This window comes from Sporosarcina sp. SG10008, from assembly GCF_044569405.1.
In the GTDB taxonomy this organism is placed as follows: Bacteria; Bacillota; Bacilli; order Bacillales_A; family Planococcaceae; genus Sporosarcina; species Sporosarcina psychrophila.
This window is the reverse complement of record NZ_CP172607.1, coordinates 1,845,373-1,858,622: the sequence shown is the minus strand read 5'-3', so window position 1 is coordinate 1,858,622 and position 13,250 is coordinate 1,845,373. Positions and strand designations below refer to the sequence as shown.

The 13,250-nt window shown below is 37.8% G+C and carries 14 protein-coding genes and 1 pseudogene; 12 read left to right on the top strand and 3 right to left on the bottom strand.

What is annotated here, in order from left to right:
* Nucleotides 1-94: 94 nt before the first annotated feature.
* Entirely contained in the window at nt 95-217 is a 123-nt protein-coding gene (locus ACGLYD_RS08945; RefSeq protein ID WP_342538284.1) for a hypothetical protein, read from the top strand.
* 253 nt (nt 218-470) lie between these two features.
* Here ACGLYD_RS08945 and ACGLYD_RS08940 read toward each other — a convergent pair.
* Nucleotides 471-1,403, bottom strand: a pseudogene (locus ACGLYD_RS08940) (beta-propeller fold lactonase family protein); the annotation flags it as partial.
* A 1,090-nt stretch (nt 1,404-2,493) separates the two neighbouring features.
* Between ACGLYD_RS08940 and ACGLYD_RS08935 the strand changes: the two are divergent.
* The 8 genes from ACGLYD_RS08935 (at nt 2,494) to ACGLYD_RS08900 (ending at nt 8,930) form a co-directional block, all read left to right on the top strand.
* Nucleotides 2,494-3,168 (top strand): response regulator transcription factor, encoded by a 675-nt coding sequence (locus ACGLYD_RS08935; RefSeq protein WP_342538283.1) that lies wholly within the window; start codon nt 2,494-2,496, stop codon nt 3,166-3,168.
* Entirely contained in the window at nt 3,165-4,535 is a 1,371-nt protein-coding gene (locus ACGLYD_RS08930) for a sensor histidine kinase (protein WP_399632513.1), read from the top strand. The genes ACGLYD_RS08935 and ACGLYD_RS08930 overlap by 4 nt, the downstream gene beginning before the upstream one ends.
* A gap of 209 nt (nt 4,536-4,744) precedes the next feature.
* The gene (locus ACGLYD_RS08925) at nt 4,745-5,758 is read left to right on the top strand and encodes an alpha/beta fold hydrolase (protein ID WP_399632510.1); all 1,014 of its coding nucleotides are present in this window, start codon (nt 4,745-4,747) and stop codon (nt 5,756-5,758) included.
* Nucleotides 5,759-6,067: 309 nt separating this feature from the next.
* On the top strand, nt 6,068-6,934 hold the full coding sequence (locus ACGLYD_RS08920) for a GNAT family N-acetyltransferase (RefSeq protein WP_399632507.1): 867 nt from the start codon (nt 6,068-6,070) through the stop codon (nt 6,932-6,934).
* A 449-nt stretch (nt 6,935-7,383) separates the two neighbouring features.
* Entirely contained in the window at nt 7,384-7,650 is a 267-nt protein-coding gene (locus ACGLYD_RS08915; RefSeq protein ID WP_399633168.1) for a holin, read from the top strand.
* Between the two features lie 89 nt (nt 7,651-7,739).
* Nucleotides 7,740-8,228, top strand: coding sequence for a glucosaminidase domain-containing protein (locus ACGLYD_RS08910; RefSeq protein WP_338656543.1), 489 nt, complete (start codon nt 7,740-7,742; stop codon nt 8,226-8,228).
* Nucleotides 8,229-8,340: 112 nt separating this feature from the next.
* Complete coding sequence (locus ACGLYD_RS08905; protein WP_067209666.1) at nt 8,341-8,676, top strand: N-acetylmuramoyl-L-alanine amidase; 336 nt, start codon at nt 8,341-8,343, stop codon at nt 8,674-8,676.
* A gap of 56 nt (nt 8,677-8,732) precedes the next feature.
* Nucleotides 8,733-8,930: a hypothetical protein gene (locus ACGLYD_RS08900; RefSeq protein ID WP_399632504.1), complete on the top strand. Its 198-nt coding sequence runs from the start codon at nt 8,733-8,735 to the stop codon at nt 8,928-8,930.
* A 223-nt stretch (nt 8,931-9,153) separates the two neighbouring features.
* On the opposite strand, the gene ACGLYD_RS08895 is transcribed toward ACGLYD_RS08900, so the two are convergent.
* Entirely contained in the window at nt 9,154-9,912 is a 759-nt protein-coding gene (locus ACGLYD_RS08895; protein WP_399633165.1) for an NAD-dependent epimerase/dehydratase family protein, read from the bottom strand.
* A 145-nt stretch (nt 9,913-10,057) separates the two neighbouring features.
* Here ACGLYD_RS08895 and ACGLYD_RS08890 point away from each other — a divergent pair, with 145 nt between their 5' ends.
* Complete coding sequence (locus ACGLYD_RS08890) at nt 10,058-10,933, top strand: LysR family transcriptional regulator (RefSeq protein ID WP_338656547.1); 876 nt, start codon at nt 10,058-10,060, stop codon at nt 10,931-10,933.
* Nucleotides 10,934-11,497: 564 nt separating this feature from the next.
* Here the strand turns inward: ACGLYD_RS08890 and ACGLYD_RS08885 are convergent.
* Nucleotides 11,498-12,115, bottom strand: a complete 618-nt coding sequence (locus tag ACGLYD_RS08885; RefSeq protein ID WP_399633163.1) for a YitT family protein — start codon at nt 12,113-12,115, stop codon at nt 11,498-11,500.
* A 118-nt stretch (nt 12,116-12,233) separates the two neighbouring features.
* On the opposite strand from ACGLYD_RS08885, the gene ACGLYD_RS08880 reads away from it, so the two are divergent.
* Nucleotides 12,234-12,686, top strand: coding sequence for a MarR family winged helix-turn-helix transcriptional regulator (locus tag ACGLYD_RS08880; protein ID WP_399632500.1), 453 nt, complete (start codon nt 12,234-12,236; stop codon nt 12,684-12,686).
* Nucleotides 12,687-12,711: 25 nt separating this feature from the next.
* A complete protein-coding gene (locus tag ACGLYD_RS08875) occupies nt 12,712-13,230 on the top strand; it encodes a GNAT family N-acetyltransferase (RefSeq protein ID WP_399632497.1) in 519 nt (172 codons plus the stop codon).
* The last annotated feature ends 20 nt before the right edge of the window (nt 13,231-13,250 follow it).

Sequence of the window (13,250 nt, the reverse complement as noted above, 5' to 3'; positions counted from 1 at the left end):
GAAGGTGGTTTGTGGGGAAGCGCTGCATGATCATATAAAGTGGGATGCATTGGAAAATTAGGTAAAAGCCGATCGAAATGAAGGTTCTAAAGCGATGAGTACAAACTGGTGGAATCTGTTAGATTATAAATTCGAGATTTTCCAAATGGAGATTTTCGCTTTGTATAACGACGGCAATAATGAAGAACTAAAAGAAATATTACCAGATAAATATTAAACTCACAGATGCAGATGTATTGGGGTTAGCTGTTAAATATACTGTTGCGGTAAATAAGTGAAATATAGCAAAAGGCGACTAATCTTAATTTGAGCGGTCACCTTTTTTGTTGATTTTAATTCGATATTCTGAATAGTACTTACGCTATATATTTATAATTAGTGAAACTTGTTCCTAAAGAGCCTCAAGGGCCTCAAGGGCCCCAAGGGCCCTAGATTATGAAATCAACTCGTTGATATAAAATGTTTATCTTTTATTTGCAGATTGTCCCGGTTTTAATACCAGTTGGTCCGCTAAATCCTGGGATTGTTGCGATCACCATATTTGTTGCTATATTTATGACAGACACAGTATTGTCGGTTTGATTTGTAACATAAGCGAGTGTTCCATCCGGCAATATGGTTACTTGGTCAGGGGATTCTTCTACAGGGATTGTAGCAATTACCATATTTGTTGCTGTATTAATGACAGATACAGTATTACTACCTTTATTTACAATGTAAACAAGTGTTCCATCAGGTGTAATTGCTGTTCCCACAGGTTCTGTTCCCACAGGGATTGTATCAACCACCGTATTTGTTGCTACATTGATTACAAATACTGTGTTACTACCTTGATTTGTAACGTAAGCAAATTGTCCATTCGGTGTGAAAACTATTGATCTAGGGCGAACTCCTACAGGGATTGTAGCAACCACCGTATTTGTTACTGTATTAATGACAGATACTGTATTTGAGTTTTCATTTGCAACGTAAGCAAACGCACCATTCGGAGTAAAAGCTATACCTTGAGGAGCGAGTCCTACTGGAATAGTAGCAGTTACGGTATTTGTTGCTGTATTTATTACTGATACAGTGTTAGATCCGTGATTTGCTACATAAGCAAGTGTTCCATTAGGTGAAATTGCTACACCAAGAGGATTAACGCCTACTGGAATGGTAGCGATTGGAGTGTTTGTTGCAGTACTAAAAACCGTTACATTATTCGAGAAGAAAGCTGTAACATAACCAAATGCTCCATTTGGTGTAATCGCTACTTCTAGAGGAGCGCTTCCTACTGGAATGGTAGCGACTATAGTGTTTGTCGCTGTATCAATCACTGATGCTCTATTATCAGGAGTTTCTAACTGACCAGCGTCTGTAACATATACGAGAAAGCTACAAATTGGTGGTACAGGTAAAAATGGTGGCTTTGTACAACGACAACTACAAAAACAAAAACAAAAACAAAAACAAAAACAAAAACAACAACTACTACAACTACAACAACAGCAAAAACAACGACAACGACAACTTGGATTTGATTTAAACTTGATCGTTTTATAATATTTCTGTTCTTTCCCCACGAGGCACACCCTTTCTATCGTATATTGATACTATATTCAAACAGAGTTATTTTTCTTGTACGTCTAACCTTAACCAAATACTTCTGATGAAATGAGGTTAGAAGGTGTATTTGACACTTACTTTTCTGTGTTAATATAAACTGATTGAGATTGTAAGGGGATGAATGTTATAAATGGTAAATATATCAACACCCGTATTCGGAGCACTTCTTCCAGGCGTAATATGTTATCTTATTTACAAGTTTAGAAAAAAACAAAGCAAATAATATTCAGATTCTTATTTTATTTTGAAATCAAAAAGGCGGCCATTATTCGAAATTATAGACGAAGAGTTTTACGTTATTTACGGGTCCCGTTACAGGAAGACGGCTTGAGGGGAAGCACTGCATGATCGTATAAAAAGGTTCTGATCATATTAAGTGGGATGCATTGTCAAACTCGATAAAAGCTGATCGAAATGAAGGTTCTAAAGCGATGAGTAAAAATTGGTGGAATCTGTTAGATGAAAAATTTTAGATTTCACAAATGGAGATTTCCGCTTTGTATATCGACGGCAATAATGAAGAACTAAAAGAAATATTACCAGATGAATATTAAACTCACAGATGCGGATGTATTGGGGTTAGCAGTTAAATACACTATTGCCGTAAATAAGTAAAAGCGCCCAAGTCGTAGATTCCTAAGCTCTTGGCCACTTCACAAACGTAGATATGTCCGCGTTTATCCCGTCGCCAATCGAACTCTAGAAGAATGGGAAGGGCTGAACAATTACATATAAAGTTCGGCATTCCGGTAATCGAATAAGCAAACGAGGGCGCGTTTAATGATATTCCTGTCCTTAATTATAGGAAGAATGGGAGTATATCAATTTGATCTATAGTATAATGATTACTTCAATAATGCGATGGAAAACAGGGGAAAGAGGGAACTGATGCCTACTATACTGGTTGCTGACGACGATGCGAACATTCGTGAACTCGTCTGTTTATTTCTACGCAACGACGGATTCGCAATAGCCGAAGCCGCAGACGGCAAGGAAGCACTGGCCGTCTACACCTCAACGCATGTCGATCTTGTCGTGCTCGACATTATGATGCCAAATATGGATGGTTGGACGTTATGCAAGGAACTCAGAAGAGCCAATCCTGATCTTCCTTTACTTATTCTGACTGCGAGAGGAGAAACATGGGAAAAAGTGAAAGGTTTCGAACTTGGGACGGACGATTACTTAACGAAACCATTCGATCCGTTAGAGTTGACGGTTCGTGTTAGGGCACTACTCAAACGATACAAGATTGGCTCCACTCAGACAATCCATTTCGGGAACGTCATTCTTAATCGACAGACCTATAAGGTGATGAGAGGGACGGAGTCGCTTACGTTGCCGCTAAAGGAATTCGAATTGCTGTATAAGCTAGCTGGAACACCCGGACAAGTCTATACGCGCGAGCAGTTGATCGATCAGATTTGGGGTATCGATTACGCTGGAGATGATCGAACGATAGACGTACATATTAAACGACTGCGTGAACGGTTCGCGTCGACACCCAATTTTCGGATCGAAACGGTGCGTGGGCTTGGGTATCGGCTTGAGGTTTATGAATGATCAGATCTTTATATATACGTGTTGTCCTGACATTTCTAATTTCCGTCATCGGAGGCACGATTATTTCTTTTTTTGTGTCAACTTGGATATTCGAAGATAAATTGAACGAAAACGCTCAAATTAACTTACGTAACTTTGGCCATGATATCGTCCAGCTTTACAAGACTCTTCCGTTACGTGAAGCGGACTCGTTCGTAAGTGAAATGAAGCAGCTCGATTCTTATTATATTCGAATTTACGAAGCTACGGGTCAGTTCCAGTCTTATGGAAAACTTCACGGACACAAACCTGCACCTGTGACGATGGAGCAACTAAAGAAAGTATTAGATGGAGGCGTTGTTCAGGACACTCCGAATGGTATTGCTACGGTCCTCTTAGGGGTGCCGTTGAAAACGGAAATGGGAACGAAAGCGATGTTTTTGGAAACGCTCGCCCCCCCTTCTGCTTCTTTTGTCACAAAGTGGGCATTGATCTTTGCAACCTGTTCGTTGATTGCAGGAAGCGTGTTCATTCTAGTTGCCTCTTTATTCCTGGTAAGACCGATCAAAAAGCTGACAAAAGCGACCAAGCGTATAGCATCTGGAGATTTCAACGTCAAGCTGAATATTAAGCAAACGAGTGAGCTTGGTACGTTGGCTCGCAGCTTCGAAGAAATGATGCACGATCTGCAGCAACTTGAGCAGATGCGAAGGGAATTCGTAACGAACGTCTCGCACGAGGTTCAGTCTCCGCTCACTTCGATATCCGGTTATGCTGTAGCGCTTAAGCAAGTTGACCTCTCAGATCACGAACGAAGTCGTTATCTAGATATTATCATCGCTGAAGCGAAAAGAATGTCCAAGATGAGCGATAGCCTGCTCAAGCTGAGTTTGCTTGAATCACAGTCGCAGCAACTGCAGCTCGTCACGCTCAGTCTCGATGAACAAATTCGACGGGTAATCGTGGCGCTCCAGCCGCAATGGTCTGCTCGCATCATTCATTTTGAGCTTGATCTACAGACCGTTAAAGTAATGGGTGATCATAACCAGTTGAATCAGGTATGGACGAACATCCTTGGCAATAGCATCAAATTTTCCGAGGATGGCGGGGTAATTAACGTCAGTACCAAACAAGACATCAAAAACGTGACAGTTCAAATAACCGACACGGGCATCGGTATTCCTCTCGAAGACCAGAAGCGTATATTCGAGCGGTTTTTCAAGGCCGATCGTTCGCACAGTCGAAAGTATGACGGTAGCGGTATGGGACTTGCAATCGTAAAACAGGTCGTAGCTCTTCATCAAGGTGACATCCGAGTGGAAAGTGAACTTGGTAAAGGAACTACCTTCATTGTCACGTTGCCACTCACTACACCAACCGATAGTTAGATACACCAAATATCCATCGGATTGTCTAAACCGATATTCTCTAAACTACGGCTCACATGCAAGCAATCTTGTATGTGAGCCGTAGTTTTTTTGCTTGTTCATATTCAGTTCATATTGTCGTCATGGGGAGTACATATTCATTAGTTAAGATTTCATTAGCAGCACATGAAGAAAGCTAAACAAACAGATCAGGACAGGAGAGAATGACAGTGACACAACAAGAGGAAAAGAAAATGCGGAATGGAACGAAAATAAAGAAAGTACGAAACATTTTGCTTAAAATAGTAGGAGCAATCGTTATAGCCATTGTTCTTTTTCTAGGTATTGTTTATATCGCTAATGGGATGAGTAGTCATTCGGAGAAAAAACGAATAGTGCCCTACGGTCAGCAGGTATCTGTAGACGAGAAAAATATGAATGTGTTAATTCAAGGCGAGGGCGAAGAAACGATTGTTCTCCTGCCTGGTTATGGAACAGCTACACCAGGGCTTGATTTTAAGCTTCTTATCGATGAATTATCTCTATTTTACAAAGTTGTTGCGGTAGAGCCTTTCGGTTATGGATTAAGTGATGAAACTGAAAAAGAGCGAACCACGGAGAATTTGGTAAGTGAAGTTCATGAAGCTCTACAGCAGCTTAATATTAATAGATACATACTCATGGGCCACTCCATTACAGGCATCTATGGAATTGATTATGTGAACAAATATCCAAACGAGGTGACTGCATTTGTCGGAATCGATAGCAGTGTTGCAACACAACCGGGAATGGATATTAAATTCCCATTAAAAACGTTTGCATTCCTCAAAAAATCAGGTCTCTTAAGATTGGCCATGAAAATAAGCGCTGACCCCTATGCTGGACTGGCATTTGATGAAAAAACCGTAGAGCAAATGAAAATGATTTCGAATAAAAACATGTATAATGAGACTACCTTGAATGAGATGGACAATATTTCGTCTAATTTTAAAGGGGCTCAAGGTTTAGCCTTCCCTAAAGTTCTTCCACTTCTTCTCTTTGTACAAGCGAATAATGAAGGTGTAGCAGGATGGATACCCCTGCATGAAGGGCAGGTCAAAGACTCGTTAAATGGAAAAGTAGTAACCATGGATGGTTCACATTATTTGCACCATACCAAATTCAAAGAAATTGCTGAAAACGTTAGAGTATTTATGAAAGAAGTAAAGTTGTTAGAAGGAGGCGCACCGATGCCTGAAGGTTAGATTAGCTATGGGAATAGTCAGATCCTTATGCGTTATTATAATAAACGAGAAGAAGTAAATGCAGTGCTCCTAGAGATATCTCCAGTCAATGAAGATTGCTTAACTTCATTTTAAAAGTAGCCTTATTGTTAAAGCTTTTTTATGGTTAAATAGGTTTTGGCAGCGGGATAGCTAAAGTGTTAGTTGAAGGAGCTAAACAAGGCTTTAGATCTGAATAAATTTGTAGGCTAGACAAATTATCAAGGGGAATATTAAGAAAGTATTTATCATAAGGTGTTTCTTATTTTATTAAAAAAGTGAGGGTAAGCCATGAACATTTCGTATAAATTGATGTCTTCATTAAGTTTTAAAGAAGCGCATATCCTATTTAATCGTGGATTTGAAGGTTATTTAGTGCCGATGAATTTAACTTTTGATACATTCGTAAGTCGTTTTGGTAATGATGGATTATCTGCGGCATTATCCATCGTTGCATATGATGGAACAGATCCAATCGGCTTTGTGCTCCAAGGAATTAGAGAAGTGGATGGTCAAAAGATTTCTTGGAATGGTGGAACAGGTATTAATCGAGAATACAGGGGGAGGAAATTGGGTTATTCCTTGATGGAGGAAGCGGAAAAAATCATAAAGGAACTTAATGTTTCTATAGCAACTTTAGAGGCGCTTTCTGAAAATAAGGCTGCTATATCTTTATATGAAAAGTGTGGTTACAAAGTAGAGGACGATTTACTCTTTTTACGTGCAAATGAAATTTTAGATAGTAAGTTACCGGATCTAGACGATTATGAAATAATAAGAATTCCGGCTACCCAATCTATTGGATCAGATTTATTTTCAACTATCGTCCCTTGGCAAACGGATGCTAGTAACACGTCAAAACTAGGTGGAGAAGCTGTGATGATATCAAAGAATGGAGAGGTGCAGGCAGCTTGTCTAATTCGGAAAAAACGTGTGTTTGGCAATGAAACGGAAAGCATTACTTTATTTCAGGTGAAGGAAAATGGGAATGAAGATGCTCTAAACAAACTCCTTGCTTACGCATTAGAATATGACCAATCTATCAATCGTACAACTTATAACTTCTTAAAAGGAAATGGTCGTGTAGTTTCATCTTTACTGGCAAGTGGTTTTGAAAATACTCCAGTATCACAAGTTTTTATGACGAAAAGTTTCTGAAATATCCGGTCGATCACCCGAAAGAGCTTATGGACTGGTTGCTTTTTAGTTTTGCGGTCACATATAAAAAACAAGTAACTGTATGCATTAAGTGATTAACAAGAACGTCCATATCTGGCGTTCTTTTTCTTTATCCAAAATTAAGGAGTGATTGAATGGATATCGGAAGGCATGCCTATTTTACAAAATCATGAACAGCGTATAACTATTCTTGAGACAACAGTTTCCGGGCTATCTCACAAAATGGATAGCGTGAAAACCGCAGTGGAAACAGAGGGAGCCGAACAAAAAGCATAATTCAATAGACTAATCGACCATCATCTCGACACAAATAAAATTAAGTTGTCACAGTTTTGAAAAAAGGCACTTAATTTATCGGTAGCATCCGGAACTATTGGTGTCATCATTTATGCTGCTACACAGTTTTTTAATTAAAAGGAGGAAAAATAATTACAGACGTATTAATTTCCGCAACAATTCTAGCACCAATCATTTTGGCGGCGCTCCAACTGATTAAAATAACTGCACCAATAAAAAAGAATTTCGTTCCGCTCATCGCATTCGTGGTGGGCATTTTTATTGGATTTGCAGCATCTCTGTTTACGGATTTGGATTTAGTCTTGCGATTGTGGGTAGGAGGACTAGCGGGATTATCAGCAACTGGACTATTTGAGTTGGGGAATAAAAATGAAGGCTACACAAAGGATGAGGGCTAATGTCATTCATTGACACCGTCACACCATATGCAATAAAACACGGGAGGGCTCATGGAGTCCTTCCTTCTTTAATTATCGCCTAGGGCATTTTGGAATCAGCATTCGGGACATCTGAATTGGCCAAGAACGCAAACAACCATTTTGGAATAAAAAAAGGCAGTGACTGGACTGGTCCCGTTTACGAAAAACGAACCGACGAGACGCCATATCGTGTAACCGCAGAATTCAGGAAGTATCCAGCCCTAGATGGATGTGTTATTGATTTATGCGGTAAATACGTTAACGGAACTGGATGGGAGTCTCACAACCGATACGCAGCAGTTTTAAATCAAACAGATTATATGAAGGCAACAGCTGCAGTTAAAGACGCCGGTTATGCAACAGATGTTAACTACCCTGAAAAGCTTAATAAATTGATTGAGCGATATGAGCTAACTAAATACGACAAGGAGGATGGTAACTTGGTCAAAATCGCACTAGACTCCGGACATGGTATCAATACTGCGGGCAAACTAACACCTGATGGTGAACGTGAATGGTCATTTAATAACAAAGTGTTATTGGCATGTTCAGTCTGACTGAATAAATACCAGGACGTTCAGATCCTCAGACTGGATGGCCCGACTGGAAACACAGATGTATCCCTTGCGACGCGTACCAATAAGGCAAATGCTTGGGGAGCAGATGCGCTTGTATCTTATTCATCACAATGCTTTTGATGGTAAGTGGGGCAGTCACGGAGGTGTTGAACCACTTGTTCAAGAGACTACCGTAAGTAAAGCATCGAAAGAAATCGCGGCAATTATTCAGCCACGCATTGTACAAGCAATGGGCCTACGTAATAGAGGAGTAAAAACCGACAACCTTCACATGTTGAGAGAATCAAGCATGCCCGCTATCTTAACGGAAGGTGGCTTCATGGACTCGACAACAGACATCGGCGCATTAAGAAGTGATGCGAAACTGAAAGCCCAAGGTGAGGCTATCGCGGATGGTCTAGCTGTGTACTTCAGTACTTCAAGTTGAAACTAAAAATAACGGCGACACCCACGCCTACACCACTAAAAGAGGAGGATGAGGAATTGAAATTTTCAAGCCCGGCATTAAAATTTGAAACAGAAACATCTCTAGCGAGTAAAGCGCATCGTCAAATCATCGTAGCTGCAGCTGTGGAGGCGGGGGCTCATGCATCGTGGGCTGACAAGTTAGCGAATGGCACGCTAACAGACGCGGATGTATTGGGGGTAGCGGTTAAATATACTGTTGCGGTAAATAAGTAAGAACAAAGTAAAAAGCGGCTCCTCTACAGATTGGATTGTGGAAGAGTCGCTATATTTTTTCTTTTCTAGAGTCAATACCAAGAATTCACTAAAATTTGATTCAAACCCAAAAAGGTTTAAATGGATTTTTGACACAATATGTCGTGGTATTTCAAGATGTTTTCGCGGGGTATGACCTTTTTGGGGGACAATCAAAATTTAACCTTTTCCTTATTTGGACTTTCTATTTATCAAATAACTTAACCCCGCTTAGTTTAAATGCATCCGCACTTGGGTTGTACCCAACTAATTTTTTCGTTTCTTCAATATCAAGCCGTTTAAACCTATTGTCCGAAATGCCGTGTAAAATCGAAAAGGGTGGTAAGTTCTTTGCAGTCATTGACTTCAAAAGAAGGTCAATAAAATCTTCAGGGCTTAGGTAAGCACTCATATCTCGGGCTGAGAGAGGTTTTCCATTTGGGTTATAATCATCATACGCTCCAATGCGGATAGCAATGCTTTGCAAATCTTCTGCATAAGCAAAATATGAAGCAACCGCCTCTACAAAACACTTACTGACTCCGTACATATTATTAGGTCTAATAGGTGAATTAGTATTCACTTGGTAATCCAGTGGATAGCCTTCGATTGTTTGGGCACTAGAAGCAACTATCACTTTGGATACGTTATTATCTTTAGAGGCCCTAAAAATATTATATGTCCCCTTTATATTATTTTCTAATAATGAGCCATAAAAATCAGCTTCTGGTGAAGGATCACCAGCTAAGTGTATAACTAAATCCATCCCTTTGATAGCCTCTTGACAAGCTGCTAAATCAGAGACATTTAAATAAATTATCTCATGACTCGCATCTTTGAAAACCTCTAAAGCAGATAAGTTAATATCTGCTAATCTTAACTGGTAGTTTCTCTGTCTACCTAAAATGTTTACGACATCTTGACCAATCCTACCTGCCGCACCTGTTATTAATATTCTTTGCATCATATCTCATCCTCTCACCACTAAATTATCTATCAAAACAATTTGTAAAATAAAGCATGAACTTAGTATAAGTAGAGGGTTGTAATTAATAAAGCGAAAAATTATAATGAACCTCATGAATAAAATTCATGAGGAGGTAGCGTTAATGAGCTTAGTTAAGTATGAAATTTTTAACAAGGTAGCAGAGCTAAATAGTTTTACCAAAACTGCAGAAGCTTTGGGAGTTACTCAATCTGCTGTTAGCCATGCTATAACCAGTTTGGAAAAAGAGTTTTCTCTCCCTTTATTTATTCGTAATCACTCAACAATTACGTTGACAAAAAATGCGGAAGGTCTATTAATTGTTATTCGAAAAATTCTATATTACAACAACATGTTGAGACAAGAAGTGGACGCCATCAATGGTCTAAACAAAGGAACAGTAAGGGTGGGAGTTTTTACTAGTATCTCAACAAATTGGATTCCAAGTATTGTTAAAGAAATGGAAGATGATTATCCTAATATAGAAATAGAACTATTGGAAGGCAACTATACAGAGATTAAGCAATGGTTACAAAGTGGGAAATTAGATTGTGGGTTTATTAATAATGAAACATATTTAGAGTCGTTTGAAATCGCGCAATTGAAGAGAGACCGCCTCTTATGTGTTGTATCAGACCAATCTCCATTAAGTAAGGAAAGAAAAATATCTATTCAACAAATCGAAAGTGTCCCTTTTATTATGCCAATTTATCAATGCTATCATGATATACAAAAAATCTTTGAGGAGAACAAAGTAACTCCTAATATTAGATTCGAAAATATGAATGAGAATTCGGTATTTTCGATGGTAGAGAATAATCTGGGGATTAGTATTATGCCAGAAATGATTATCCCGAAATCTATCGATTCTATAAAGGCTATTCCACTTGAAATAGATAGCTATCGAACGATTGGATTAGCAGTAAGAAAACCGCCCTCACCAGCAACTAAAAAATTTTCTGAAGTTACTAGAAGATGGGTACTATCTAAATATACTTAAAATACAAATTACAATATCACCTATAATTAATTCTTGTTCAGTAGTACTAATAATTTGAGTGAAATGTTATTCTAGAATGTGGTTTGATTATGAATTAAGTGGAAAGTTGTTAACCAACCAGTGAGGCAATTTATATCTATTTCTCTAACCTGTTGTTTTTGAACAAACGAAAACAATTTTTGAAACAAAGGAGATCGTCTATTGGCGGTCTTTTTTGATTGTCCAGTTATCTGAGGAAAGGTTAATTAAGACTAAAGAAAAAGCGGAACCTCCACAGACTTAATTGTGGTAGGCCGCTTTTTTTATTTGCCAAGACACAGTCATCTATTCTTGGTTTACATACATAATTCACTTATCCCTACAAAAGTAAACGTGGAAAGATAAAATTGATTATTGAGAGCAAAGGGTGACTACTCATTTAATTAAGCGGATGCCTTTATTGTTTGTCGAATAAGAGGTATTCATATGAATATGGACGAATAAAAAACAATGCTCTGTTCTTATTGAATTAACGGAGCAGTTTAGTTCAACAAGAAAAATAAAAACCATTCTATAGTGAATGGTTTAATCTTTATCATAATTTAGTGATGTATTGGATTGTGTTAATATGTGGTCTAATACTTTTCTAGTAAATCTCATAAAGTAATTAAGTATTTGCCCCCCTAAACAAACAGTTAATAAAGTACCAACGCCAATTGGTCCATTAAAAATCAGTGCCATTATCAAGAATAAGAGGTAAATGAATGTTCTCGAAAAAAATATAGTTGTGCTGGTTAATTCTTGTATGATTAATGTTAATCGATCAACTGGAATCGGTGCGAAATTTGTGTGTAAATATGTTGCAGTTCCTATTCCAATCACAACTAAGCCTATTCCAAAGCAAACAATTTTGCTGTACCATAGTTCAGGCGTTATCAAATTGTGTAATAAAAAAAGCCACATATCAATACCAATACCCGTTATAAATGCCGTTAACAACCCCAAAAATTCTGGCCTTTTTCTTTTTAAAAAAGAATTAAAACATATCAATATTAAAGCTGTTATTACTTCCCAACTTCCCACAGTAAGCCCCACATTTACAGACAGCCCTACCAATAGTGCATCAAAAGGTGAAGTTCCAAGGTCTGATTGTATAGTGAAAGAAATACCTAGAGTTAATATTATAATACATAAAAAACATATTTCACTTCACTCGACCCCTTTATTATTTATTGTTGCAAATGCAACAATAATAAGGTAAACTTAATGTATGTTATTTTTATCCCAAAAGCAATGAAAATATGTTCTAAGGAGTAAAGTTATGAAGGGAATTCTTCGTGAAATTGGAATGATAGCAAGGGCATTAGACTCTATTAGTAATATAGAGTTTAAAGAATATGACCTTACAAAAGGGCAGTATTTGTACCTTGTACGAATATGTGAAAATCCAGGAATCATTCAAGAAAAGTTAGCTGAGATGATAAAAGTAGATAGAACTACAGCAGCTCGTGCTATAAAAAAACTTGAAATGAATGGCTTTATTGAAAAGAGGGAAGATGCACATAACAAAAAAAATAAACAACTGATTCCAACAGAGAAGGGGGAAAATGTTTATCCTTTCATAAAAAGAGAAAATGATTATTCCAATATCATGGCATTAGAAGGACTTTCCGAGAAAGAAGCAGAAACCACTTTCAATCTTCTTCAAAGAATAAGAAAAAATGTAGAAAAAGACTGGGTATTTGTAAAAAAAGGAAACAAGAGAAATTATTGATTATATAAAGGAGTGATATATTCAAATGGTTATAAATATAAAAAAGTGTACCCTTGAAGATTCACGTGAACTTCGAGAAATTAGTCATGAAACGTATAATGAGACATTTAAGCATCATAATTCAGCCGGAAATATGAATGTCTATTTGGAAAGGGCATTTAACTTAATGCAATTAACAAAAGAATTATCCAATCCTTCTTCGCAATTCTATTTTGTTTATTTTAATAATGAAGTCGCTGGATATTTGAAGGTTAACACTGATAATGCTCAGTCTGAAGAAATGGGCGATGAATTACTTGAAATTGAGAGGATTTATATTAGGAACAAGTTTCAAAAACAGGGACTTGGTAAGTGCCTCCTAAATAAAGCGATGGAAATTGCGATGGAATGTAAGAAAAATAAAATTTGGCTAGGCGTATGGGAAAAAAATGAAAATGCGATTGCCTTTTATAAGAAAAAGGGGTTTGTTCAAACTGGAGCCCACTCTTTTTATATGGGTGAGGATGAACAATTGGACTTTATAATGACCAAAACACTCATATAACCATTTTGAAAGGTGGATCA

Bases quoted from the DNA above. Each gene is read 5' to 3' on its own strand.
- ACGLYD_RS08945 (WP_342538284.1), top strand. From the start codon at position 95: ATGAGTACAAACTGGTGGAATCTGTTAGATTATAAATTCGAGATTTTC.
- ACGLYD_RS08935 (WP_342538283.1), top strand. From the start codon at position 2,494: ATGCCTACTATACTGGTTGCTGACGACGATGCGAACATTCGTGAACTC.
- ACGLYD_RS08930 (WP_399632513.1), top strand. From the start codon at position 3,165: ATGATCAGATCTTTATATATACGTGTTGTCCTGACATTTCTAATTTCC.
- ACGLYD_RS08920 (WP_399632507.1), top strand. From the start codon at position 6,068: ATGAACATTTCGTATAAATTGATGTCTTCATTAAGTTTTAAAGAAGCG.
- ACGLYD_RS08895 (WP_399633165.1), bottom strand. From the start codon at position 9,912: ATGCAAAGAATATTAATAACAGGTGCGGCAGGTAGGATTGGTCAAGAT.
- ACGLYD_RS08890 (WP_338656547.1), top strand. From the start codon at position 10,058: ATGAGCTTAGTTAAGTATGAAATTTTTAACAAGGTAGCAGAGCTAAAT.
- ACGLYD_RS08880 (WP_399632500.1), top strand. From the start codon at position 12,234: ATGAAGGGAATTCTTCGTGAAATTGGAATGATAGCAAGGGCATTAGAC.
- ACGLYD_RS08875 (WP_399632497.1), top strand. From the start codon at position 12,712: ATGGTTATAAATATAAAAAAGTGTACCCTTGAAGATTCACGTGAACTT.